Source organism: Allobosea sp. 10N428 (genome assembly GCF_056394545.1).
The window spans coordinates 334,894-359,761 of sequence record NZ_JBFTIC010000005.1 but is presented as its reverse complement, the minus strand read 5'-3'; the positions used below and the strand labels follow the sequence as shown (position 1 = coordinate 359,761).

24 protein-coding genes are annotated in these 24,868 nt (G+C 65.7%); 16 read left to right on the top strand and 8 right to left on the bottom strand.

All coding sequences use genetic code 11. The features are described from left to right. Positions 1–59 precede the first annotated feature (59 nt). The 8 genes from ku to AC1DDA_RS18055 all read left to right on the top strand — a co-directional run bounded on the left by ku (position 60) and on the right by AC1DDA_RS18055 (position 8,006). A complete protein-coding gene (gene ku, locus AC1DDA_RS18090) occupies positions 60–860 on the top strand; it encodes a non-homologous end joining protein Ku (protein WP_476796770.1) in 801 nt (266 codons plus the stop codon). Between the two features lie 79 nt (positions 861–939). Further along, complete coding sequence (locus AC1DDA_RS18085) at positions 940–1,239, top strand: PepSY domain-containing protein (protein WP_476796769.1); 300 nt, start codon at positions 940–942, stop codon at positions 1,237–1,239. 15 nt (positions 1,240–1,254) lie between these two features. Continuing rightward, positions 1,255–1,791 carry a hypothetical protein gene (locus AC1DDA_RS18080; protein ID WP_476796768.1) on the top strand — a complete coding sequence of 179 codons (537 nt, stop codon included), beginning with the start codon at positions 1,255–1,257 and terminating at the stop codon, positions 1,789–1,791. A gap of 93 nt (positions 1,792–1,884) precedes the next feature. Further along, positions 1,885–2,388 (top strand): YciE/YciF ferroxidase family protein, encoded by a 504-nt coding sequence (locus tag AC1DDA_RS18075; RefSeq protein WP_476796767.1) that lies wholly within the window; start codon positions 1,885–1,887, stop codon positions 2,386–2,388. A 317-nt stretch (positions 2,389–2,705) separates the two neighbouring features. Further along, a complete protein-coding gene (locus AC1DDA_RS18070) occupies positions 2,706–3,188 on the top strand; it encodes a low affinity iron permease family protein (protein WP_476796766.1) in 483 nt (160 codons plus the stop codon). Between the two features lie 104 nt (positions 3,189–3,292). Beyond that, on the top strand, positions 3,293–4,570 hold the full coding sequence (locus tag AC1DDA_RS18065; RefSeq protein WP_476796765.1) for an MFS transporter: 1,278 nt from the start codon (positions 3,293–3,295) through the stop codon (positions 4,568–4,570). A gap of 71 nt (positions 4,571–4,641) precedes the next feature. Beyond that, positions 4,642–5,703 (top strand): glycosyltransferase family 4 protein, encoded by a 1,062-nt coding sequence (locus AC1DDA_RS18060; protein ID WP_441510557.1) that lies wholly within the window; start codon positions 4,642–4,644, stop codon positions 5,701–5,703. Positions 5,704–5,756: 53 nt separating this feature from the next. After that, entirely contained in the window at positions 5,757–8,006 is a 2,250-nt protein-coding gene (locus AC1DDA_RS18055; RefSeq protein WP_476796764.1) for an amylo-alpha-1,6-glucosidase, read from the top strand. Between the two features lie 46 nt (positions 8,007–8,052). Here AC1DDA_RS18055 and AC1DDA_RS18050 read toward each other — a convergent pair whose 3' ends face one another. The 7 genes from AC1DDA_RS18050 to AC1DDA_RS18020 form a co-directional block, all read right to left on the bottom strand. Next, positions 8,053–9,012, bottom strand: coding sequence for a D-2-hydroxyacid dehydrogenase family protein (locus AC1DDA_RS18050; RefSeq protein WP_476796763.1), 960 nt, complete (start codon positions 9,010–9,012; stop codon positions 8,053–8,055). Between the two features lie 80 nt (positions 9,013–9,092). Next, complete coding sequence (locus AC1DDA_RS18045) at positions 9,093–10,478, bottom strand: dicarboxylate/amino acid:cation symporter (protein WP_476796762.1); 1,386 nt, start codon at positions 10,476–10,478, stop codon at positions 9,093–9,095. A 101-nt stretch (positions 10,479–10,579) separates the two neighbouring features. Further along, positions 10,580–10,927: a cupin domain-containing protein gene (locus AC1DDA_RS18040; protein ID WP_476796761.1), complete on the bottom strand. Its 348-nt coding sequence runs from the start codon at positions 10,925–10,927 to the stop codon at positions 10,580–10,582. A gap of 4 nt (positions 10,928–10,931) precedes the next feature. Next, positions 10,932–11,972, bottom strand: a complete 1,041-nt coding sequence (locus tag AC1DDA_RS18035) for a quinone oxidoreductase family protein (protein WP_476796760.1) — start codon at positions 11,970–11,972, stop codon at positions 10,932–10,934. 25 nt (positions 11,973–11,997) lie between these two features. Next, the gene (locus AC1DDA_RS18030; protein ID WP_476796759.1) at positions 11,998–12,912 is read right to left on the bottom strand and encodes a beta-keto acid cleavage family enzyme; all 915 of its coding nucleotides are present in this window, start codon (positions 12,910–12,912) and stop codon (positions 11,998–12,000) included. Positions 12,913–12,924: 12 nt separating this feature from the next. Continuing rightward, positions 12,925–13,725: an SDR family NAD(P)-dependent oxidoreductase gene (locus AC1DDA_RS18025; RefSeq protein ID WP_476796758.1), complete on the bottom strand. Its 801-nt coding sequence runs from the start codon at positions 13,723–13,725 to the stop codon at positions 12,925–12,927. 39 nt (positions 13,726–13,764) lie between these two features. Continuing rightward, positions 13,765–14,703, bottom strand: coding sequence for a dioxygenase family protein (locus AC1DDA_RS18020; protein ID WP_476796757.1), 939 nt, complete (start codon positions 14,701–14,703; stop codon positions 13,765–13,767). Between the two features lie 45 nt (positions 14,704–14,748). Between AC1DDA_RS18020 and AC1DDA_RS18015 the strand changes: the two genes are divergently transcribed. The 7 genes from AC1DDA_RS18015 to AC1DDA_RS17985 all read left to right on the top strand — a co-directional run bounded on the left by AC1DDA_RS18015 (position 14,749) and on the right by AC1DDA_RS17985 (position 22,433). Beyond that, positions 14,749–15,888: a LacI family DNA-binding transcriptional regulator gene (locus AC1DDA_RS18015; RefSeq protein WP_476796756.1), complete on the top strand. Its 1,140-nt coding sequence runs from the start codon at positions 14,749–14,751 to the stop codon at positions 15,886–15,888. A 149-nt stretch (positions 15,889–16,037) separates the two neighbouring features. Further along, the gene (locus AC1DDA_RS18010) at positions 16,038–16,313 is read left to right on the top strand and encodes a XapX domain-containing protein (protein WP_441510547.1); all 276 of its coding nucleotides are present in this window, start codon (positions 16,038–16,040) and stop codon (positions 16,311–16,313) included. A 98-nt stretch (positions 16,314–16,411) separates the two neighbouring features. Further along, on the top strand, positions 16,412–18,289 hold the full coding sequence (locus AC1DDA_RS18005; protein ID WP_476796755.1) for an amidohydrolase: 1,878 nt from the start codon (positions 16,412–16,414) through the stop codon (positions 18,287–18,289). Position 18,290: 1 nt separating this feature from the next. Continuing rightward, positions 18,291–18,716: a DoxX family protein gene (locus tag AC1DDA_RS18000; protein ID WP_476796754.1), complete on the top strand. Its 426-nt coding sequence runs from the start codon at positions 18,291–18,293 to the stop codon at positions 18,714–18,716. Continuing rightward, positions 18,713–20,344, top strand: a complete 1,632-nt coding sequence (locus AC1DDA_RS17995; RefSeq protein WP_476796753.1) for an MFS transporter — start codon at positions 18,713–18,715, stop codon at positions 20,342–20,344. Before AC1DDA_RS18000 ends, AC1DDA_RS17995 begins: the two co-directional genes overlap by 4 nt. A 100-nt stretch (positions 20,345–20,444) precedes the next feature. Continuing rightward, positions 20,445–21,131: a hydrolase gene (locus tag AC1DDA_RS17990; protein WP_476796752.1), complete on the top strand. Its 687-nt coding sequence runs from the start codon at positions 20,445–20,447 to the stop codon at positions 21,129–21,131. 369 nt (positions 21,132–21,500) lie between these two features. Next, positions 21,501–22,433 carry a helix-turn-helix domain-containing protein gene (locus AC1DDA_RS17985; protein ID WP_476796751.1) on the top strand — a complete coding sequence of 311 codons (933 nt, stop codon included), beginning with the start codon at positions 21,501–21,503 and terminating at the stop codon, positions 22,431–22,433. A 282-nt stretch (positions 22,434–22,715) separates the two neighbouring features. Here the strand turns inward: AC1DDA_RS17985 and AC1DDA_RS17980 are convergent, their stop codons facing one another. Beyond that, positions 22,716–23,039: a hypothetical protein gene (locus AC1DDA_RS17980; RefSeq protein WP_476796750.1), complete on the bottom strand. Its 324-nt coding sequence runs from the start codon at positions 23,037–23,039 to the stop codon at positions 22,716–22,718. Positions 23,040–23,508: 469 nt separating this feature from the next. Between AC1DDA_RS17980 and AC1DDA_RS17975 the strand changes: the two genes are divergently transcribed. Then, complete coding sequence (locus AC1DDA_RS17975; RefSeq protein WP_476796749.1) at positions 23,509–24,858, top strand: hypothetical protein; 1,350 nt, start codon at positions 23,509–23,511, stop codon at positions 24,856–24,858. Positions 24,859–24,868: the final 10 nt, after the last annotated feature.

The window sequence follows — 24,868 nt, the reverse complement described above, 5'->3', positions numbered from 1 at the left end:
GGAACCGTTTCGGATGCCCGGCATTGACTCCGCAGTTTCGTTCGCGGAGTCGCGTCGCCATGCCCGCTCGGACCTATTGGAAGGGCTACCTCAAGCTGTCCCTCGTGACCTGCCCGGTCGCCATGACCCCTGCGACGTCGGAGGGCGAAAAGGTTCGTTTCCACACCTTGAACCGCGATACCGGGAATCGTGTCGTCAGCCGCTATGTCGATGTGGAGAGCGGCAAGCCGGTAGACACGGAAGACCAGGCCAGGGGCTATGAGGTGGAGCCGGGTCGCTTCGTCGTGATCGAGGACGAGGAGATCGAGGCGGTCAGGCTCGATACGGTCCGTACCATCGATATCGACAAATTCGTGCCGAAAGACTCGATTCCCTGGATCTACCTCGACAGTCCGCACTATCTGGTGCCTGACGACGAGGTCGCGATCGAGGCCTTCTCCGTCATCCGCGATGCCATGACGGCGGCGAAGATGGTCGGCATCTCCAGGGTCGTGCTTTACCGGCGCGAGCGGGCCGTGATGCTCGAGCCGCGCGACCGCGGAATCGTCGTTTGGACGCTGCGCTACGGGGACGAAGTTCGCGACGAAAAAGCCTATTTTTCCGATATCGAGAAAGACAAGCCGGAAGCGGAACTGCTGAATCTCGCGCAGAAATTCATCAAGGCCAAAAGCCAAGACTGGTCGCCGGAGATGGTGAAGGATCCCGTCCGGGAGCACCTGCTGAAGCTGATCGCGTCGAAGAAGCGCCGGAAGGGCGCGAGGGTTTCGGCCGGCCGCGATGACGGGAGGCCTGCCAACGTGGTGAATCTGTTCGATGCCTTGAAGAAGAGCCTGCAAGGCGACAAATCTCTGCGAAGCTGAATTCAAAGGGAACAGAATCAGCGTTCGGATCGTTCGAAGTATATCCGCGGCTGGACCGCGAATACCGAGGTGTCCGAACATGAAGAAGCTTTTGATCGCGTCGCTGATCGCGACGTCGACTACGTTTGGAGCGTTTGCTCAGACTGCTACCACTTCCCCAGTTCCGTCGCCGAAGGGCGATGCGGACAAGAATGCTCCGCTCCCCGGTGCGAATAGTTTCACCGAGGGCCAGGCCAAGAGCCGGCTCGAGGCCAACGGCTATTCGCAGATCGGTCCCCTGACCAAGGATGCGGACGGCGTTTGGAAGGGCAGCGCTTCCCATGGCGGAACGAAGGTGAATGTGACCGTCGATTACCGCGGCAACATCACGCGCAAGTAAACCGGGAGGCAGCAAATGACTCAGACACTCACCCGTTCCTACGACAGCTACGAAACCGCTCGTTCGGTGGTCGAGGCGCTCGAAGCCGGCGGCGTAAGCGCCGCCGACATCAGCGTGGTCGGCCGGCACGCCAAGGCCGATGACAGCAATGCCGGTGAAGGCGCCGGAATCGGCGCGGCGCTTGGCGGAGCGGCCGGTCTGCTCGCAGGTATCGGACTGCTCGCCATTCCCGGGACCGGCCCGGTGGTCGCGGCGGGCTGGCTCGCCTCCACGGCTGCTGGCGCTGCGGCAGGCGGCGTAGCCGGCGGTATCGTCGGCGCTCTGACCAGCGCCGGTCACAGCGAAGAGGATGCCAACTACTACGCTGAAACGGTTCGTCGTGGCGGCACCGTCGTTTCGGTCCGCGTCGCCGATGAGCAGGTCCCGGCGGTCGAGGCCATCCTCGACGGAGCGACGCCGATCGACCGGAATGCGCGCCTCGCAGAATACCGTGCAGCCGGCTGGAGCCGCTTCGACGAAACGGCGGCTCCGCATCGTTCCACGGTCATATGAGTCGGCCCCCCCGCCAGCCCTCGAGAGAGGGCTGCGGGGCGAGCAAAGAAAGGCAAGCGCTGGGGGCCCCTCCTACAAGATGGAGCGACAGCCATGGGTTGGTTTTCCAAGGACATCGCAACGATGGACGACCTCTTCGTTCATACCTTGCGCGACATTTACTACGCCGAGAACCAGATCAAGAAGGCGCTGCCGGATATGGTCGGGAAGGCGACGAGCCCTGAGCTCAAGCGCGGTTTCGAAACGCATCTCCGGGAGACCGAGGGCCAGATCACCCGCCTGAAGGAAGTCTTCCGGCTGCACGGGGTCGAGGAAAAGGGCGTCACCTGTCCCGCTATCGACGGCATCCTCGATGAGGCCAATGACGTCGCGGGCGAGGTCGAGGACAAGCAGGTGCTCGACGCCGCCCTGATCGCTGCTGCGCAGGCGGTCGAGCACTATGAGATCACGCGCTACGGCACGCTGGTGGCCTGGGCAAAGCAGCTGGGTCGAAACGACTGCGCATCGCTGCTGAAGCAGAATCTCGACGAGGAAGCTTCCACGGACGAAAAGCTTACCAAGCTCGCGCTGGATGCGATCAATCGCCGGGCCGCGTGAGGATTTGGGCCCTGCAGAATCCTGGTGGCGCCTTTCACTGGGCCGAGCGGTTTGGATCACTCCGCAAGGCTCGGTGCCGCTGCGTTACATTCCGGGCCCTGCCGAGGTCGGGTCGACGATCACGCGCCCGGAACGGCCGATGCGGTCTCGGGCGGCACCGCCGGGAGCATGGCCGTTTCCCGGAACATTCGAGAGCCGGCCGGGTTTTCATCGCGCGGGATGAGGCAGACCAAGAGATTGGACTGGGGCTGGGGATGCCGGGAGGCAACGAGCGGGCGGCGTGACTTGCGCCTCGCGGCGCATCCGGGACGATGTCAATGAGCAGTTCCATCGAGCATCTCATCCACAAGAACAACAAGGCTTCCCTCTTCACGCGACTGGCTCAAGCGGTTGCAAGCTGGACCGGCAAGCCGTTGACGTTCTTTGCTGCCGTCGCTCTGATCGCCGTATGGGCGGCGTCGGGACCTGTCTTCGGGTTCAACGATACATGGCAGCTCGTCATCAACACCTCGACGACGATCGTCACCTTCCTGATGGTCTTCATCATCCAGAACAGTCAGAACCGCGATACAGCCGCGATGCAGATCAAGCTCGACGAGCTGATCATCAGGCTGGAAGGCGCACGCGAAGAATTGCTTGATCTCGAAGAGCTCGACGAGGCCGACCTGTCCGAGATCCGCAAGGACTTTGGCGGGCGAGCTTCAAAGGCCCGGGACCGAGCCGCCGGCCAGAAGCTGCGGGGCACCGCCAGCGACGCCCCGAACCGCCGACCGGCGCGCGGCGCCGATCCGGTCGGCTGATCGGCCGAAGACGCTCGCAAATGCAGCCGGCCAAGACGACGAGAGGTCCTCTCCGCACTGGAAGGCCGGAGATTTCGGTGTTCTCCGGGCGATGAGCTTCTTCCGTGCCGTGCCTTCCGAAGACCTCGCCTGACCCTTCGTCCTCGGAACACAGGTGCGAGGATCAATTGTCATATCGGTCGAGCCTCGACTGGCTGAATTTCCTGCTCGCGGATCTGCGCGGAGGCCTCGGGCCTTACGTCAATGTCTTCCTGCTGACGGAGGCTGGCTGGGACCAGGCGACGATCGGTGCCGTGCTGTCCGCCAGCGGTTTGATGGGCATCATCTTTCACACGCCAATCGGCGCCTTGATCGACGCCACGCCTGCCAAGCGCGGCCTCATCGTCGCTGGATCCTGGTGCCTGGCGGTGCTTGGTGTGGGCATCGTGACGTATCCGACGCTCGCGGTCGTGTTTGCGGCGGATATCTGCATGGCGCTCCTGGGCGCCGTTTTCGCGCCGACGGTCGCCGCGATCACGTTGGGGCTGTTCGGCTCCCACAACATCGCCGCGCAGCTCGGGCGCAATGCCGCGTTCGACCGTTCCGGCAACCTGTTCATCGCCGCGGTCGCCGCGGTGGTCGGCACGCAATTCGGACAACGCGGCGTGTTCTACATGCTTCCGCTGTTCGCCGTATTGTCGATGATCGCGGTCCTTTCGATCCCGGCAAAGGCCATCGATCATCAGCGCGCTCGCGGTCTCGATGACGTCCGTCCAGCTGCCGGTCAGCCTTACGCATGGCGGCGCCTGTTCGCCGAGCGGCCCTTTGCCGTGCTCGCGATCGGCACGGCGCTGTTCCATTTCGCGAATGCGCCAATGCTGGCCCTCGCGAGCCAAAAGCTTGCGTTGGAGGCCAGGGGATTCGAGTCCGCCGTCACCTCGGCGGCGATTATCGTCGCCCAGCTGGCAACGATTCCGATGGCGTTCCTCGTCATGCGCGCCAACCGGATCGGCGGAAAGCCATTGCTCATCCTGGCATTCGCGGCCCTCCCGCTTCGCGGTATCCTCTTCGCCGGGGTCGACAGCCCGTACTGGATAATCGCGTTCCAAATTCTCGATGGCATGGGGGCCGGGCTGTTCGACGTGCTGTTGCCGCTCGTTCTATACGGCGCCGTCCTGGGCAGCGGTCGCTACAATGTGGCGCGCGGCATCATCGGGACCATTCAAGGCATCGGGGGCGCATCGAGCTATGCGTTCGCCGGAAGCCTCGTCGTCTGGGGCGGATACTCAGTCGCCTTCGCCGTGCTCGCCGGGGTGGGGCTGGCGGCTCTCGTTCTGATGCTGATCGCCATGCCTGAGACGATCCCGCGGGGGACGACGGAAATTCACTCCCCGGGAAACTAGCCCGAACTTTCGGCGGGGACAGGCGTTGCTAGCTCGCCGCATTCGCGATGCCGGCGGCGGGAGACAGGCAGATGCGGATCGCCCAGGTTGCGCCGCTGTCGGAGGCAGTTCCTCCCCGAAAATACGGGGGGACGGAACGCGTTGCGTCATGGCTCACCGAGGAACTCGTCCGGCTCGGCCATCACGTCACCTTGTTCGCCTCGGGCGATTCCCAGACCTCGGCCGAACTGGTCGCATGCTCGCCACAGGGTTTGCGGCTGGCAGGAATTCGCGATCATACGGCCAGTCATCTCGCCATGCTGGCAAAGGTCCGTGAGCGGCATGCATCGTTCGATGTCATCCATTTCCACCTCGACCTGCTTCAGCACGCGCTGTTCTCGGACCTGGCCCATAAATGCGTGACGACGCTGCATGGTCGCCTCGACCTGCCCGATTTTCTGCCGGTCTATCAGGCCTTTCCGCAGATGCCGTTGATTTCGATCTCCCAGGGCCAGCGGAAGCCGATGCCTCCAACCGTCAACTGGCTGGCCACGGTACATCACGGCCTGGGGCCGGGGCTGTGTCCCTTCGATGCGAAGGGAGGAGATTACCTGACGTTTCTCGGCCGCATCACGCCGGAGAAACGTCCCGACCGCGCGATCGAGATTGCCAAGCGTGCGGGGATGCCTCTCAAGATCGCGGCGAAGATTGATCCTGTCGACGAGGACTACTTCCGCACCCGCATAGAGCCGCTGCTCGACGATCCGCTGATCGAATTCATCGGCGAGATCGACGAGGCCAGGAAGGCCACACTGCTGGGCGGAGCCAGGGCGTTGCTGTTTCCGATCGATTGGCCCGAGCCATTTGGCCTCGTCATGATCGAGGCCATGTCGGCAGGAACGCCTGTCATCGCATGGCGCAACGGCTCCGTGCCGGAAATCGTGGAGGATGGGGTATCCGGGTTCATCGTCGACACGATCGCGGATGCCGTCGCCGCCTGTCGGCGCTGCGCTGCCCTGGATCGTTGGCGGGTACATGTCCACTACGAGAGTCATTTCACTGCCGCGCGGATGGCGCGCGACTATCTTGCGGCATTCGATCGTTTGCTGGCGTCCCCCCGGAATTCTCGCGGGGCCGCAGAAACGACGCAGTGACGTGAACCAATCGTCCGAACGCACCGCGCGACCTCCGGAGAAGGGCGCTTCCGATGCATGAACAGAACGCCCGGCCAGGGCACCCCCAGATTGCGCCGCAGCATGAGAGGCCGATCGATCATGCCCTCGATGCCCATCCGTCCCTGGTCGAACGCCCGCTTCGCACCTTGAAGTCCGGCAATGCCTTCGCCGTCCTCGACAGTTACGGCGACATCGGGATCACCCCGAACACGTCCGAGGGGCTGTTCTGCAACGACACCAGGCATCTTTCGCGGCTGCGGCTGTATTTCGAGGGCAAGCGGCCCTTGATCCTTTGCTCCGTAATCCAGGACGACAATACCGCCCTGACGGTCGATCTGGCCAATCCGGAAATCGAGCGGGGGGACGGTTCAACCGTGATCCCGCGCGACGCGATCGCGATCGAGCGGACGAAATTCCTTTGGAACGCGGTCTGCTATGAACGCGTCGGGTTGCGCAATTTCGATCGGATTCCGCACGAATTCTCGCTGTCGATATCCTTCGAAGCGGATTTTCGCGACCTCTTCGAAGTCCGCGGGATGAAGCGCTCCCGTCGTGGCGAGACGGAGACCGAGATCGGTTCAGGCGCCGCGCGCTTCGCCTATCGTGGTCTCGACGACAGGGTGCGAAGAACGGTCCTTCGCTTCAAGCCGGAACCGTATCATTTGACGAAAGGATTCGCCTCGTTCCGGTTCCGCTTGGAACCTGGCGAGCGAACCTCGCTCCTCGTCACCGTCGCCTGCGATCTCATCAATGATTCGGAACGGCAGATTCCGCCGTTCAGCGACGCCCCCGGCATACCGCCCCAGGACTTCGCCAAGGCCTATCAGGACGCCCGCCGAGATCTTCGTGCGCTGACGGCCAACATCTCCAAGGTGGCATCGTCGAACGCCCCCTTCACCGATCTCATCAGGCGATCGACCTCGGACCTGTACATGCTCATGACCCGCGGGGCCGATGGGCTTTATCCCTATGCCGGCATTCCATGGTTCTCGACGATGTTCGGCCGCGACGGGATCATCACCGCCATGATGCTGCTGTGGGCCGATCCTTCGGTCGCGCGCGGCGTCCTGCTGCAGCTGGCGCGGGCACAGGCTGCGATCATCGACCCCGCTGCCGACGCCCAGCCGGGCAAGATTCTGCATGAACGACGAAGCGGAGAGATGGCCAATCTCGGCGAGGTTCCGTTCAAGTTCTACTATGGCTCGGTCGACGCCACCCCGCTGTTCGTCATGCTGGCCGGCCAGTATTTCGATCGCACTGGCGACCTCGCCACCGTCGAACGGCTCTGGGCCAATATCGAGGCCGCGCTCCTCTGGTGCGACACATTCGGCGATCGCGACGGGGACGGATTTGTCGAGTATTTTCGCGAGACGGAAAGCGGGCTGGCCAATCAGGGCTGGAAGGACAGTCACGATTCGATTTTTCATGCCGACGGATCGCTGGCGCGAGGTCCGATCGCCCTCGTCGAAGTGCAGGCCTATGTCTATGCCGCCAGACGGGCCGGAGCGAATATCGCTCGTGCACTGGGGCTGCGCGACCGTGCCGACGTGCTCGCACAGCAAGCATCGGTTCTGCAGGAGCGCTTCGATCAAGCCTTCTGGTGCGAGGAGCTCGGCTCCTATGCGCTCGCCCTCGATGGCGACAAGCGGCCCTGCCGGGTTCGTTCGTCCAACGCCGGACATGCCTTGTTCGGGGGCATCGCCCTTCCCGAGCGCGCGACCCGGGTCGCTCGCACGCTGATGAGCGAGGGAAGCTTCAGCGGCTGGGGCATCCGGACGCTGAACGTCGGGGAAATACGCTATAATCCGATGTCGTATCACAATGGCTCGGTCTGGCCGCACGATAACGCGCTGATCGCAATCGGCTTTGGTGCCTACGGCTTCAAGTTCGAGGCGGCGCGGTTATTCGAAGCCCTCGCCAACGTTGCGACCTATCAGGAGCAGCAGCGCCTGCCGGAGCTGTTCTGCGGCTTCCTCAGAAAGCCACGACGCGGGCCGACCGCCTATCCCGTGGCCTGTTCGCCTCAGGCCTGGGCCGCTGCGGCTCCCTTTGCCATGCTGGCCGCTTGCCTCGGGCTGCAGCTTCCGTCCGAGGCAAACGAGATAAAGCTGGTAGACCCGGTACTGCCATCATTTCTCGACGACGTGATCATTCGCGGCCTGACGCTGGGTACCTCGCAATTCGATCTGCGCGTGCATCGTCACCAAAGCGACGTCACGATCAATATCTTGAAACGCTGGAACGACAGCAACGCACAGGTGACCATGATCAAAACCAAATAGGCTTTCCATCCACGAAACTGCCGTCGGCACCGGCATCTCCCTGCCATCAGGACGAAGCGCGATCGTCCAGCCATTTCAGGATGTTGTCGACCGTGTCGCGATAAAAGCGCTCATACAGATTTTGCGAGACGTAGCCGATATGCGGCGTCGCGAGCAGGTTTGGCAGGCTCCGCAGCGGATGGTCTGCCGGAAGCGGTTCCTGATCGAAGACATCAAAGGCGGCGCCGGCGATCGTCTTGTTTTTCAGTGCGGCGATCAGATCCGCTTCGACCACGATCGGGCCACGCGACGTGTTCACGAGCCGGGCGGTAGGCTTCATCAGCGCCAGCTCCGCGGCGCCGACCAGCCCGCGGGTGCGTCCGCTCAGGACCAGGTGAATGCTGAGGATGTCCGCTTGCCGGAACAGGTCCTCCTTCGAAACCCATGTCGCGCCTGCCGCATCCGCCCGTTCGGTGGTCAGGTTCTGGCTCCAGGCGATGACGTTCATGCCGAAGGTCTGGCCGATGCGGGCCATGGCGCCGCCGATATTGCCGAGGCCGAGCAGGCCCAATGTCCGCCCGTGGAGGTCGCTGCCGATCCGGCGCTGCCAGCCGCCGCTGCGAAAGGAGGCGTTCTCCTCAACGAGCCCGCGTGCGCTCGCCAGGATGAGCGCCCAGCTCATCTCGATGGTCGGCGTCGGGAAATAGCCGGTATGGACGACCTGAATGCCATGCTCCTCGGCCGCCTTGGCATCGATCGAGGCATTGCGTGCGCCGGTTGAGGCGATCAGGCGCAGCCGCGGCAGCCCTTCGATGATCGCGCGCGTCATCGGCGTGCGCTCGCGCATCACGCAGACGATCTCGAAGGGCTGGAGCCGGTCAATGACCGCGCCGGGATCGGCAAGATGATCGTTGAACACGGTGACGCGGGCGCGTCCGCCAAGCGCGGACCAGTCCGCCATCGACAAGGCTACATTCTGATAATCGTCCAGCACGGCGATGTTCACGGGGGCGGAGTGGGCGGACATGCGCTTTCTCCTCATGATCCTGACAGGCGACCGACCAGAGACGCTAACCGTCTCGCGAGCCCGCGACAATCGGCGGTATCTCAGGCCGCGCCGCCGGCGCCGCTCAGCGCCTCGCCCGACCGGACGGCGAGCCCGATCGCGCCGGGCTCTGCCGCCGGATGCTCAGCCGCGCCGGGCTCGGGCAGCGGTTCGCCGTTCAGGGCTGCCTGGAGCTTTCCCTGATCGAGCTCACCCTCCCAACGGGCCATGACCAGAGTCGCGACGCCGTTGCCGATCATGTTCACCAAAGCGCGGGCCTCGCTCATGAAGCGGTCGATGCCGAGGATGAGCGCCATGCCGGCGACTGGGATCGCCGGGACGACCGAGAGCGTGCCGACCAGCGCGATGAAGGAGGCGCCGGTGACGCCGGACGCGCCTTTCGAGGTCAGCATGGCCACCGCGAAGATCGCGAGCTGCTGGTGCAGGGAAAGGTCGGTGTTGGTCGCCTGCGCCACGAACAGCGCGGCAAGCGTCATGTAGATCGAGGTGCCGTCGGTGTTGAAGACATAGCCCGTGGGCACGACGAGCCCCACGACCGGCTTCGAGCAGCCGGCGCGCTCCAGCTTCTCCATCAGGCTCGGCAAGGCCGGGTCGGAGGAGGAGGTGCCGAGCACGATCAGGATCTCTTCCTTGATGTAAGCCAGGAACTTCAGGATGCTGAAGCCGGCCCAGCGAGCGATGAGGCCGAGCACGCCGAGCACGAAGATCAGGCTGGTCAGATAGAAGGTCGCGATCAGCAGGACGAGCGGGCCGAGCGAGCCGACGCCATAGCGGCCGATCGTGAAGGCCATGGCGCCGAAGGCGCCAATGGGGGCGAGCTTCATGATGACGTTGATCGCCCCGAAGACGAGCTTCGAGCCGGCATCGATGACGTCGCGGACGGGCCTTGCGCGCTCGCCGAGATGCGAGAGCACATAGCCGAACAGGATCGAGATCAGCACCACAGGCAGGATGTCGCCCTTGGCGAAGGCATCGACCACCGTGTTGGGGATGACGTTGAGCAGGAAGTCGGTGATGGATTGCTCGCCGGCCTTGCCGGCATAGGCGGCCACGGCCTTGGCGTCGAGCGCCGAGGGGTGGGCGTTGAAGCCTGCACCGGGCTTGACGACATTGGCGACGACGAGGCCGATGACCAGAGCCAGCGTCGAGACCACCTCGAAATAGATGAGCGCCTTGCCGCCGACGCGGCCGACCTTCTTCATGTCGCTCATGCCGGCGATGCCGGAGACGACGGTGCAGAAGATCACCAGTGCGATGACCATCTTGATCAGTTTGATGAAGCCGTCGCCGAGCGGCTTCATCTCGACACCGATCGATGGCCAGAAATGGCCGATCACGATGGCGGCGGCGATGGCGATGAGGACCTGAACGTAGAGGATATTGTACCAGCGCTTGGCCGGGCGTGGGGAAAGATGATCTGCAGCCATTTGGTCCTCCCTTGGCGCATGGTTGCGCCACCGCGGGGTGCGCCCGCGGCTGGTTTGTTTCTTGGCTAGGCGGTTCGCGGTCTCTTCATGGTCGCGCCGGCTCAGGCCGGCGGGGTCTGGAGCGGCATGACGAGCAGGATGGAGGCGGGCTCGCCGGTGTCGTTGCTGAGCTGACGTCCTTCGCCCGGGGCGATCCGGCAGGAATCCCAGCGTTGCAGGCTGACCCTGTCCTGCCCGTTCGAAACGGTGACCGTGCCGTCGAGCACGACATAGAGCTTCTCGACTCCGGAGGCGTCGAGGGTGGTGCCGCCGCCGGGCGCGATGGTGGAGACGCCGAGCCAGGCGGTGTCGGCGGGGCCGGCCTCGCGGCCCTGCAGCCGCACCATCGCCATCAGCGCATGGCCGGGAGCGTCATAGGACGGGGCCTCGGTGAAGCGCACGACATGCATGGCGTCAGGCTCCGGGCACGAGGATGACGCGGTCGCGCGAGGAGCCCATCACCGCCTGATAGGCGGCATGGGCCTGCTCGAGCGGGTAGACGGCGCTATCCTTGATCGGGAAGGGCTTCAGGAAGCCTTCGGCAAAGCCCGGCGCGAGATCGCGCAGGATCGCGCCCGCCGCGACCGAATTCAGGGCGATGGTGTCGATGCCGACATAGGTGTGCTGGCCCTTGTAGAAGGCCAGGATGTCGAAAGTGACGAAGCGGTCGATGACCGCGATGAAGATCGCCCGGCCGCCGACGGCCATCGATTTCTGGCCGATCTCGTAGAAGGGGTCGCCGACCGTGTTGAAGACGATATCCGCGCCCTTGCCGCCGGTGAGTTCGCGTACCCGCGCCGGCACATCCGTCCCGCTGGCGGAGACGACCTCGACCGGGGTGCTGGCATGGCCGGCATAGGGCTCCTCGCGGCGCACGACGCCGATCACCCTGGCGCCGCGCCAGCTCGCGATCTGCGCAGCGGCCTGGCCGACCTTGCCGTTGAGGCCGAGGATCAGCACGGTCTCGCCCGCCTTCGGCAAGCCGGCGCGCCGCAGGCCCTCCCAGGCGGTGACGAAGGGGACGCCGATACCGGCGGCCTCGCGCATCGAGACGCCGGCTGGAATCTCGACGACCGCATCGGCCTCGACGATGAGATGGCTCGCCTGGGCACCGTCCTGGCGGATGCCGAGATCGCCGGAGGAGCCGAACACCGACTTGCCGAGGAGCTCTTCCGGTCCGGCGATGACCTTGCCCGCGAAGTCGCGACCCGGCGTGCGCGGAAAGACCGCGTAGGGCATCAGCCCGGTCGCCGCCTTGGCATCGGAGGGGTTAACCGCCGCGGCCTGGATTTCGACCAGGACCTCACGAGCGGCGAGCGGGCGCAGGGGCCGCTCCTCGATCGGTAGCGCGATCTCCTCATAGCTCGCGGCCTTGGCATGGAGCCGCAGGCCCCGCACGGTCTGGACGCGGGCAGCCTTGGCTTCGCGAATGAGGGTTTCGGTGGCAGGGGACATGGCGGTGCGATCCTGATGCAAAGGGTCACGCCACCCGCTTCGCGCCGGGGGCGCGAGCGGGCAGGCCGATGAGGGCGCGGGCTTCCCGCGGCGTGGCGATCTCGCCGCCGAGATCCTCGACGATACGGCGGGCCTTCTCGACCAGCGCGGCGTTCGAGGGCGCGAGGACGCCGTGCTCGATATAGACGCCGTCCTCCAGCCCGACGCGGACATGGCCGCCGGCGAGATAGGACAGCGCGACGCTCTGGAAGGCCGAGCGGCCGATGCCGATCGCGGTGAACAGCGCGCCTTCGGGCAGAAGGCCGCGGGCATAGAGCACGGTTTCCGGCGAGGGCTGGAAGCCGTAGCGCACGCCCATCACGAAGGAGGTGAGCGGGCGCGGCTGCAGCGTGCCGTCCTTGATCAGGTCGTTCAGCAGCGCGATGTCGCCGGAGTCGAACAATTCGATCTCAGGACGCACGCCGGCTTCCGCGATCACCCTTGCCATGCGGCGGACATTGCCGGGCGTGTTGATCACGACCTCGCCGCCGGAGTTCATGGTGTTGAGGTCGAGCGTGCAGATATCGGGTTTGAGGGCCGCGACATGGGCGACGCGCCCTTCCGGCACCATCAGCGTCGTGCCGGGGCCGGCGAGCTTAGGGTCCTGCTCGGAGGGCACGAAGCGCCCGCCCGGACCCGTGGTCAGATTGATGATAAGCTCCGGGTTATGGGCGCGGATGCGCTCGACCACCTCGCGATAGAGCGCAAGCTCCATCGAGGGCCGGCCCCTCTGCGGATCGCGGACATGGATATGGGCGATCGCGGCGCCGGCCTCGGCCGCCTCCAGCGCAGAGTCGGCGATCTGCTCGGGCGTGATCGGCAGATGCGGGCTCTGCTCCGGCTTGGTCAGGTTGCCGGTGATCGCGCAGGTGATGAAGACCTTGGGCAGCGGGGCGCGCATGGTGCTTCTCCCTCAGAGCGCCCGGCCGCCATCGACCTGGATGATGTGTCCGGTCGAGTAGCCGAGCATGGTGGCGCAGGCGGTGATGGCGGCGGCGATGTCCTCGGCCGCGCCGATCCGCTTCAGCGGCGTCGAGGCGCCGACCTTGTCGTTGAAATCGGCGCCGCGGCCGGGGACGAACTCGGTATCGACCACGCCCGGCGAGACCGCGAGCACGCGGACTTCGGGCGCCAGGACGCGCGCCAGCGCCTTGGTCATCACGTCGATGCCGGCCTTCGCGGCGCAATAGGCGATCGAGGATCCCACGGCGGTGAAGGAGGCGATCGAGGAGATCGAGACCACGAGCCCGTCGCCCGAGGCCTTCAGCATCGGTGCGAAGGTGCGGATGGTCGCGAACTGCCCGCGCCAGTTGACCTGAAGCATCCGGTCGATCAGCTCGTCGGTCAGCGCGTCGAGATCGGCATGCGGCACGGGCTTGGTGTAGCCGGCGGCGTTGATCAGGATGTCGAGCCGGCCGAAGCGGGCCTCAATGGCATCGCGCAGGGCGACCAGCGAGGCGGTGTCGACGACATCGGCGACATAGGCCGCATGGCCGTCGCCAAGATCGGCGAGCAGCGCGCTGGCCGCCAAGCTGTCGCGCTCGCTGTCCAGATGGGTGACGACGATGGTTGCGCCGGCGGCGGCGAGCATGCGGCTGGTCGCTGCACCGATGGCCCCTGTGCCGCCAATGACGAGCGCGACCTTGCCGTCGAGCGAACGCGGATAGAGCTTCCGAAGCGGCGCGGCGGCGTCCGGCTGGGCGAGATGAGACATGGCTGTCCCTGCTTTTGAGTGTGAGGGGAAAGGCGCGGATCAGCGGATCGGCGGGATCGGCAGCTTCGCCTCGCCGGGTTCCATCACGAAGGCGTAGTCGAAGAGGTACCAGGGCCCCTCGACATCGGCGTCGGGAGCGGGGCCGTTGCCCAGCCGGAAGTCGCCGATGAGGTGGCGGGTCACGCCGAAGACGACATCGCTTTCGAGATGCTGGTCGTCATCGACGAAGACCTGGGTGATGAGCGTCCGGAAGCCGGGCTTATAGGCGAGGAAGTGCAGATGGGCGGGGCGGTAGGGGTGACGCTCCTGAGCCCGGAGCAACTCCCCCACCGGGCCGTCGGTGGGCACGGGATAGCCGGCGGGCTTGACCGAGCGGAAGGCGACGCAGCCGTCAGCGTCGGTGGTGAACTTGCCGCGCAGGTTCATCTCCGCCTGGCCGGGATCCTGGTTTTCGTAGAGCCCGACCGGGGAAGCTTGCCAGACATCGACCTCGACGCCGGCAAGGGGGAGGCCCTGCGGGTCGGTGATCCGGCAATTGGCGAAGAGCGCGGGGCCGGGCGTCGGCGAGCGGATGATCGAGCCGCCATTGGGCGTCGCCGGTGAATGCATCCGCCAGAACGGGCCGAGCAGGGCCGCGGCCGTCTCGGTTGCGCCGTTCTGGCCGTTGTTCAGCATACAGACCAGCGTCGAAAAGCCGATCGCGTCCGAGAAGAGCACGGCTTCGTTGTGGCTGTCGTTCGTCGCCTGGCCGATCCGGTTGAGGACATCGAGGCCGAACTCGAATTCCTCCTCGGTCAGCCGGACTTCCCGGGCGAAGGCATGCATGTGCCGGACGAAGGCGGACATCACCTCAGTGAGTCGCGCATTCGGTGCCCGCGACATCGCGTCGAGCACCACCGGCGTCACCGCCTCCTGGGTCTCGATGATGTGGGAGCGGCGCGCCGGATCCGGCGCCACGGTCCTTACCCTCGCATTCATCGGCGTTTCCTCCGTCGCTTGTCGGAGCGTGTCAGGTGCAGCGACGTGCAATCGATTGCATTTCGATTATGCGATCGATTGCACGTTGTCAAGCGAGGCGAAAAATGCTCTGTTCCGAATGGTGATTCAGTCAGCAGAAAACCCATGAAATCCAAGCCCCTGGCAGCGGGCTCGCCGCGCGCGGCGACACTCCAGTCGATCGCCGAGGCATCGGGTGTGCATCGCTCCACCGCGGCGCGCGCGCTCGATCCTGCCCAGGCGCACCGAATCTCGCCGGAGGTCGTCGAGAAGGTGAGGGCGGAGGCGCTGCGGCAAGGCTATCGCCGCGACGCGATCGCAGCCTCGCTGCGGACCGGGCGCTCGCGCCTGGTCGGCGTGGTGCTGCCGGATCTCGCCAATCCCGTCTTTGCGCCGATCCTCGACGGTGTCGGCGCGGCGTTGGCGAGAGACGGCTATTCGATGCTCGTCGCGGAGGGTGGGGCCGACGAAGCCCGCCAAATCGCGATCGTCGAGGAGTTGATCGCGCGTCGCGTCGACGGGCTCGTATTGGCCACCGCCCGGCGCAGCGACCCGGTGCTCACCGTTTGCCTGGCCGCGAATATCCCGACCGTGCTGGTCAACCGCGCCGAGGATCGGCCGCGCGCCGCGACCGTCGTTTCCGATGATATCTGCGGCATGCGGCTGGCGGTCGAGCATCTCGCCGGCCTCGGGCATCGCCGGATCGGACATCTGGCCGGCCCCGAGGAGCTCTCGACCGGCATTCTCCGCCGCCGGGGTTTCGAGGCGGCGATGATGGCAGCGGGGCTCGATCCCTCGGCGGTCGCGGTGGCGCAAGGTTACAGCCGGTCCGAGGGACAGGTGGCGACGACGGCACTTCTCAGCAGGTGGCCTGGCCTGACCGCAATTGCCGCCAGTAACGACCTGCTCGCCCTGGGGGCTTACCAGGAGCTGAAACGACGAGGACTTTCCTGCCCGCGCGACATCTCGATCGTTGGTCACAACGATATGCCGCTGGTCGACATGGTCGATCCGCCGCTGACCACGATCCGGATCGCCCATGCCGAGATGGGTGAGGCGGCGGCGCGGCACCTGCTGGAGCGTCTTGCCGATCCGGACATGAGCGCCTGCGTGAAGCTGATGCCGGTCGCGCTGATCGTGCGCGCATCCACGCGCGCCTTGGCGTAAGCTGGGCTGCGGCGCGGCGATCGACAGATCAGGCAAAGGATCGTTCAAACCGACAAGACTTGTACCCGCCTGCGCCCCAGCCTGTCCGCGCATGGCGGTTGTCCGGAGCGTTGGACGGGCGGCCTTCACTTTCGGGCATGGGTGCGCGCATGAAGATCTATCTGCTTTCGCTCGGCGCCGGGCTCCTGGTTGGCGTGATCTACAGCCTCATCAATGTGCGCTCCCCGGCGCCGCCGGTGGTGGCGCTGGTGGGGCTGCTCGGCATCCTGATCGGCGAGCAGTTGCCGCCGCTGCTGCGGGGCTTCTGGGCGAAGGCGCCGGCGGCGCAGTCCTGGGAGCATCAGGTCAAGCCGCATGTCTTCGGCCATCTGCCAGCTGGTGCGAAGCCTTCGCAGGTGACCGCGACAGAGAAGGAACGGGGTTGATGCCAACGCGCCGCACCGTTCTGGGCGGGCTCGCCCTTCCTGGGTTCGCTTCCTCGGCCCTCGCCCAGGGCCAGCCCCAGCCATCCGGAGACAAGCCGATGACCGCCGATCTCATTCTCCGCAACGGCCGCTTCACCACGCTCGACCGCAGCAGCCCGACCGCGAACGCCGTCGCCGTCAAGGATGGCGTGTTTCTGGCCGTCGGCAGCGAGGCCGAGGCGATGGCCCATGCCGGGCCGAATACCAGGATCATCGACCTGAAGGGCCGCGGCGCCTTGCCGGGGCTGATCGACAACCACCTGCACATCATCCGCGGCGGGCTGAACTTCAACATGGAGCTGCGCTGGGACGGCGTGCGCTCTCTGGCCGACGCGATGAGCATGCTCAAGCGCCAGGTCGCGGTGACGCCGCCGCCGCAATGGGTGCGCGTCGTCGGCGGCTTCACCGAGCACCAGTTCGCGGAGAAGCGCCTTCCGACCATCGAAGAGCTCAACGCCGTCGCGCCCGATACGCCGGTCTTCATCCTGCATCTCTATGACCGCGCCTTGCTGAACGGGGCGGCGCTGCGGTCGGTCGGCTATACCAAGGACACGCCGCAGCCGCCCGGCGGAGAGATCACCCGCGACGCCCATGGCAACCCGACCGGGTTGCTGCTTGCCCGGCCGAACGCCGCCATCCTCTACGCGACGCTGGCCAAAGGCCCGAAGCTGCCCTTCGACTACCAGGTCAACTCGACCCGGCATTTCATGCGCGAGCTCAACCGGCTCGGCGTCACCGGCGCGATCGATGCCGGCGGCGGCTTCCAGAACTACCCCGATGACTACGCCGTCATCCAGAAGCTCTCCGACGACAACCAGCTCACCATCCGCCTCGCCTACAACCTGTTCACGCAGAAGCCGAAGCAGGAAAAGGAGGACTTCCTCAACTGGACGAAGACCTCGCAATACAAGCAGGGCGATGATTATTTCCGCCATAACGGCGCGGGTGAGATGCTCGTCTTCTCGGCCGCCGATTTCGAGGATTTCCGCGAGCCGCGCCCGGACATGCCGCCCGAGATGGAAGGCGACCTCGAAGGCGTGGTGCGCATCCTCGCCGAGAACCGCTGGCCCTGGCGCCTGCACGCGACCTATGACGAGACGATCTCGCGCGCGCTCGACGTCTTCGAGAAGGTCGACAAGGAGGTTCCGCTCAAGGGGCTGAACTGGTTCTTCGACCATGCCGAGACGATCTCGGAGCGCTCGATCGACCGCATCGCCGCGCTCGGCGGAGGCGTCGCCGTGCAGCATCGCATGGCCTATCAGGGCGAGTATTTCGTCGAACGCTACGGCGCGGCCGCGGCCGAGGCGACACCGCCCGTGGCGCGCATGCTGGAGAAGGGCATCAAGACCTCGGCCGGCACCGATGCTACGCGCGTCGCCTCTTACAACCCCTGGGTCTCGCTCGCCTGGCTGATCACCGGCAAGACCGTCGGCGGCTTGCGCATCACGCCGCAGCGCAACTGCCTGGACCGCGAGACTGCGCTGAGGATGTGGACCGAGAACGTCACCTGGTTCTCGAACGAGGAAGGCAAGAAGGGCCGGATCGCCGTCGGCCAGTTCGCCGATCTAATCGTGCCCGATCGTGATTTCTTCGCCTGCCCGGAGGACGAGATCTCCTTCATCAGCGCTGATCTCACCGTCGTCGGCGGCAAGGTCGTCTATGGCGCCAGCGAGTTCGCCAGCGCCGACCAGAGCGCGCCGCCGCCGGCGATGCCGGACTGGTCTCCGGTGCGCACCTTCAAGGGCTATGCCGCCTGGGGCGAGCCCGAGGGTGCTGGCAAGAATTCGCTACGGCGGGCGGCCATGACCAACTGCGGCTGTGCCAGTTCCTGCAACGTCCATGGCCACGACCATGCCGGCGCCTGGTCGAGCAAGCTGCCAGTCGGAGACCTCAGGAGCTTCTGGGGCGCGCTCGGCTGTGCCTGCTGGGCGGTGTGACATGGCCGGGAGCGACCAATCGGCGGCGGTGCCGCGAACAGGCGTGCTGCGCTGGATAGCGCTGCTGCTGCTCTGCGCCGCCTATATCCAGGGGCCGGTCACGAAGATTCTCGATTTTCAGGGTGCGATCGCCGAGATGGATCATTTCGGCCTGTCGCCGGCGCCGCTCTTCGCGGTCGGTGTCATCGTCTTCGAACTCGCGATGAGCGCGCTCATCCTCGTGGGTCGCTGGCGCTGGCTCGCCGCGCTGACGCTCGCCGGCTTCACGCTCGCTGCGACCTTCCTCGCCCTGCGCTTCTGGGAGATGCCGGCAGGGCAGGGGCGGATGATGGCGATGAACGGCTTCTTCGAGCATCTCGGCCTGATCGGCGGCTTCATCCTGGTCGCGCTCGACGATCTGTCGCGGCGCAGGGGAGGCACGCGATGAGCGCCGTCACATCGCCGGCCCCGTCCTCCGGCTTCGCGCCGCTGCGCCAGAAAGTCTTCGCCGTGCTCTGGGCGGCGACGATCATCGGCAATATCGGCTCGTTCATGCGCGACGTCGCCAGCGCCTGGCTGGTTACCGACCTCTCCGGCGCACCGGCAGCCGTCGCGCTGGTGCAGGCAGCGGCGACGCTGCCGATCTTCCTGCTCGCCATTCCCGCCGGCGTGCTTTCCGACATTCTCGACCGGCGCAAGTTCCTGATCGCCATCCAGATCCTGCTCGGCTGCGTCAGCCTCTCGCTGATGCTCCTGGCCGGAACCGGACAGCTCAGCGTGCCCGCTTTGGTGGGGCTGACCTTCCTCGGCGGTATCGGCGCGGCGCTGATGGCGCCAACCTGGCAGGCGATCGTGCCCGAGCTCGTGGGCAAGGCCGATCTCAAGAGCGCGGTGGCGCTGAACTCGCTCGGCATCAACATCTCCCGTTCCATCGGCCCGGCTCTGGGCGGGCTGATCCTCGCCGCTCTCGGCGCCAGCGTGACCTATGGCGCGGACGTGCTGAGCTACGTCATCGTCATCGGCGCCCTGATCTGGTGGCGCCGCGCGCCGGGAGCCGACGATGCGCTGAGCGAGCGCTTCGCCGGCGCGTTCCGCGCCGGGTTGCGCTATGCCCGGGCGAGCCGGGAACTGCATGTCGTGCTGCTGCGCGCGGCGATCTTCTTCGCCTGCGCCAGCGCGGTCTGGGCGCTCTTGCCGCTGGTCGCGCGCAACCTGCTCGGCGGCGGCGCCGGCTTCTACGGCATCCTGCTCGGCGCGGTCGGGGCTGGTGCGATCGGCGGCGCTGTCCTGCTGCCGCGCCTGCGCGCCCGGCTCGATGCCGACGGGCTCTTGCTGTTCTCGGCCGTTCTGACCGCAGTCGTCATGGCAGGGCTGACATCGGGCCCGCCGCAATGGCTCGCCGTGGTCATTCTGCTGCTGCTCGGCGCGGCCTGGATCGTGGCGCTGACCACGCTCAACGGCGTCGCCCAGGCGATCTTGCCGAACTGGGTGCGCGGCCGGGCGCTCGCGGTGTACCTGACCGTGTTCAACGGCGCGATGACCGCCGGCAGCCTCGGCTGGGGCGCGGTCGCGCAAGCCGCCGGCATTCGTGGCACCCTGCTGATCGGCGCGGCGGCGCTGCTGGTCGCCGGGTTGATCATGCATCGGATCAAACTGCCGGCCGGCGAAGCCGATCTCGCGCCCTCCAATCACTGGCCGGAGCCGCTCACCGCCGCTACCATCGAGAACGATCGCGGCCCGGTCCTGATCCTGATCGAATACCGCGTGCCGTCGACCGAGCGCGAGGCTTTCCTGCGCGCGATCAACGCCCTCTCGGCCGAGCGGCGGCGTGACGGCGCCTATGGCTGGGGCATCACCGAGGATACCGCCGATCCGGACAAGCTGGTCGAATGGTTCATGGTCGCGTCCTGGGCCGAGCATCTGCGCCAGCACCGCCGCGTTTCGAAGGCCGATGCCGATCTGCAGAAGGAGGTCGCGCGCTTCCATGCCGGTGAGGGCGGGCCGGTCGTGCGGCACTTCCTGCATCTCGATCCGCCACCGAGCCCGGCGAAGCATCGCGGGGAAACAGAGCCATGAGAGATTGCGTCGAACGCGGACCGCACGGACGGCGCCTGCGCAAAATCTTCAACCGCTGCGCCTGATCAAGCATTCACCCGGTCGCCCAAAGGAGGGCAACATGTCCAAGTACCTGGAAGTCCTGACTCCCAAGAACTGCCAGCTCATCTTCATCGACCAGCAGCCGCAGATGGCGTTCGGCGTCCAGTCGATCGACCGGCAGGTGTTGAAGAACAACGTCGTCGGCCTAGCCAAGTCGGCGAAGGCCTTCAACGTCCCCACGACGATCACGACGGTCGAGACGAACAGCTTCTCCGGTCATACCTATCCCGAGCTGCTGGCGGTCTTCCCCGAGCACAAGATCCTCGAGCGGAGCTCGATGAACTCCTGGGACGATCAGAACGTCCGCGACGCGCTCGCCGCCAGCGGTCGCAAGAAGGTCGTCGTTTCCGGGCTCTGGACCGAGGTCTGCAACACGACCTTCGCGCTCTGCGCCATGCTCGAGGGCGGTTACGAGATCTACATGGTCGCGGATGCCTCCGGGGGCACCTCCAGCGACGCGCATAAATACGCGATGGACCGCATGGTGCAGGCCGGCGCCGTGCCGGTGACCTGGCAGCAGGTTCTGCTCGAATGGCAGCGCGACTGGGCGCATCGCGAGACCTACGATGCCGTCATGGCCATCGTGAGGGAGCATTCCGGCGCCTACGGCATGGGCGTCGACTACGCCTACACGATGGTCCACAAGGCGCCGGAGCGCGTCACCCATGGCGAGACCATCGGGCCGAACGCTGCCAAAGCGAGCTGACCGGGAGCGAGCTGACCGGGCGATGATGCCGCTGCGGAGGGCTCGCGGCGGCATCATCCCGATGGCGTCGATCCGCGCTCCCCCTCGCGACAGGTTCCAGCCGAGCTAGGCTTCCGTCAGGGCGAGCTGCTGCACCGCGTCATCGGAATACCGTTCCCAGGACACGTTCAGGTGGTGAGCGCCTCCCTTTTCAGGTCATCGCCTTTGTTGCTATTCGTGACCGCAAATCATCGATCGGGCACGATTCTCATCGATGAGCGATAAAGGCACAACCGCGCGGTTGGCCAAGGCGAGGAACCGGATCCAAGGGCGAACGATATGAGATCGCCGCGGCTTTGGCAGGCCAAGGCATTGCCGGGGGTTGCGTTCATGCGGTTGTCGAGAGCAGCAGACCCGAAGGGCTTTTTCGGCGCGTGTATCGCCGATCATTTCGGGATGCAGGGGCGGGTCGTTTCCGAGTTCCATCTCGACGGCCGGTTGGGGTTGGCGGCGACGAGACTCTCCTGTGGGCGGCGCTTCAGGGAGCGCACCGACCAGACCCGGAGCGAGAACGCATTTTCGATCCTCCAGCAAGTGGACGATCTCGAATGCCATTCCGGCTGGCTCGGAGGGCGGCGCTATCGATCGGGTCGCCTTCACGCGAAATCCGTCGACGTCGTGGATTTGCGCGACGATCCGCAATGGCAGTTCAAGGGCCGTTTCGACGCCCTCCAGTTCTACATTCCTTCCGAAGCGCTAGGCGCGATGGCTGCACAACATCGCGGCCGCGCTCCCTCGACGCTGCGTTCGGAGAACGACGCTCAGGACGATATTTTGTGGGGGCTGTCGCAGGCGCTGGTCCATGCCTCGGCCTTGCCCGGCGCCAACCAGCTTCTGACCGATCAGATCGCCATGGCCCTGCTGATCCATTTCGCCCGGGCCTTTGGCGGCCTCGAACCCTCAGCCAGCGCCGGACATGGCAGGCTGGCCGGCTGGCAACAGCGCAGGGCGCAGGAGATCATGATGGCTCGCCTGGCATCGAACCTGACGATCGCGCAAGTCGCCAGCGAGTGCCGGCTGACGGCCAGCCATTTCGCCCGTGCGTTTCGGCAGAGCGTCGGTGTGGCCCCGCAGCGCTATCTCATGCGGTTGCGGGTCTCGGAGGCGAAGAAGCATCTCGTCCAGCAGCATCTGCCGCTCTCCGACATTGCGCTGATGTGCGGCTTCGGGGACCAGAGCCACTTCACGCGCGTCTTTCGCCAGCTCACCGGCGCGACGCCGGGGGCATGGCGCCGGAATGCCGGGGGCAGCGAAGCCGAATAGCGGATTGGCGCGCAGCCGACGCGTGCTGTCGCGCCCGCGCTCAATCGCGGCGGGCGTTCAAGGATCCAGAGCCGCTGTCGTCCCCGGGAACAGGCCGATTCCGGCGAAATGGGATCCGATAGGGACGTGCTTCAGAACAAGATTGGGGATGATTCGCGCGACCGGCTAACCGTCGGGCACCCCGTCGTCTCCGGGGCGCCTTCGTGGGGGCCAATGGTCGGAGGCCTCGCCGTCGCTGGCTTCGTCCTGTCCACCCAATCCGGCGCCGAGGCGCCGGAGCTATCACCGGTCGCAGCGGTGATAGCTTGTCTCCACCTCCGGGAATTCGGGGTCGAAGCGGACGAAGGTGCCGTCTTCCTTGAAGCGGATCGAGACCGTCATGGTGTCGAACATGATCCTGTCGGCGCAGCTGAGGAGGAGCGTTGTCACATCGCCCTTCTGCTTGGAGGATTTCACGTTGCAAGTGGCGTTCGCGCCATTGATGCGGTTGCCGTTGACGATGAAGGCACTCCAGCCCTCGGCCGTTCGCTTGAGCGCGAGATTGCCCTTGCGCTTGACGAAGACTTCGTCGCAGGTCGCAGCAGTTGTGGTCCAGGCTCCGTCCATGCGGTCTACGGCATGTGCCGTACTACTCAGCAAGGGAAGGGCGAGGAGAAAAACTCCAAGGCCGGCCGGTCGATTGCCACTGTGCATCTGCGCTCTCCCATGCGTTGCGTAACAGGAAAATCGACGGCGGGCGGGGCAGGTCATGCACTTCGCCGATTAAGGGACTATGCCGCGTCGAGACCACTCTCAAGTCATCCTTGCCGATATCGTCCGCCACGGAAACATGCTCACACGTCTCGGGCGTTGCGTCCTACCTGAATATGCTATCCGTTCTGATGAGTGCCTGATGGGGAAGGGTATGAAGACCATTGTCGCCGGCAGCCTGTCCTGACATCAAGATGTACCGGGACATCGCCGTCAATCACGAGGGGCGGATCGTGGTCGGTTTTTGGTTGAGGACGGGGCGCGGCGACATGGCGGCATCTGGGGACGGATGCATGGCAAGCCGGGCCGTGGAAGCGATCAGACCTTGAAGCAGGAGGCCGTGAGCAAGCTGGCTCGGCGCGCACGCCTCGCGCGCAGGATCGCCGGGGCGGGTGGCCGCGAAGCGGTGGTCCTTGGGCTTTGGGCGGCGGCATCGATGTGCTGGCCGAATCTTGTCGGAGCGGCATGGGCCGCCGGCAGGCCGCCGGCCCTCCTGCGAAGCTGCAGCATCGATTCTCCGGCTCTTGAGCCGCTTCTGCCCAAACCCTCCTCCGCCTCCCCTGGCAGGGCCGAGCCCGAGGATGCAGAAGACGACGACGCGGATGATGACGCGGATGGCGAGGAGGATCCTCCGCCGTCCGGCTTTGTCTCGCCCGGCTTGGGCGCCTGCATGGCCGTCTCCGGCACGGTGAATGCGGGGCTGCAACGCGACGGCTTCCGGGGAAACGCAGTTGCGCGGGCAACGGGGCTCGTGCCGCGGAGTACGACGAGCTTTCCGCTCAGCACGACATTTCGGATCGAAAGCGGTCAGTCGCTCGCCAACGGCCATTATCTTGCGACGGCATTCGAATTTTCGCTGGACACGAACAGCGAAGGCGGCACCGACGTCACGATCGGCGAGGCGAGCATCACGCTGGGAGCGTTCAGCGCCGGGCTGGCCAGCTCGCGCTTCGATTTCTGGACTGGCGACGAGTTCGCCCTGATCGGGCGCATTCCCAGCCGCACCGTTGCCTTGATCGGCTATGAGCGGCCGCTCACCGAAGAGCTGAGCCTCTCGCTGTCGGCCGAAGACGTCTCCGTCGATCGGCGCATTCCGCTGCCGACGGTGGGGCAGCGGATACCGGATGGCGTGGCGCGCCTGGTCTATGAGGGGGAGGCGCTGACCGTGCACGGCGCCGTCGCCTTGCGAGAGGTTCCGCGCATCGGGGCTTCCAGCCTGACGGGCCGGGCCGCCATCATCGGTGCGACCTGGGAAGGCAGCGTGCTCGACCGGTCGTTCACCCTGTCCGGCCAGATCGCCGGCTCTGTCAATGCGCCTGCCTATATCGGCTCACGGCTCGACCGGCTCACGGCATTGTCGTTCCTGTCCGGCGATCAGACGACGCGTGGGTGGTCCGGCGTCGTCTCGATCGGTTGGGATTGGTCGGACGAATGGTCCAGCAACGCCTATATCAGCCGCTACAGCCTGACCTTGCCGCGTGTAGGCGATATTGGGGGGCAGGTTCGGATCGATCGAACGTCTGCGAATGTGATTTGGAAGCCGGTGGAAGGCCTGCGCCTCGGCCTGGAAGGATCACTGGCCTGGCAGCGTCTGGACATCGTCGGGTCTGCGCGTGCTGCGGCGCTTTCAGGCACGCAGAGCACCGCGCAAATCTTCATCGAGCGGGTATTCTAGCTCTCGTTAC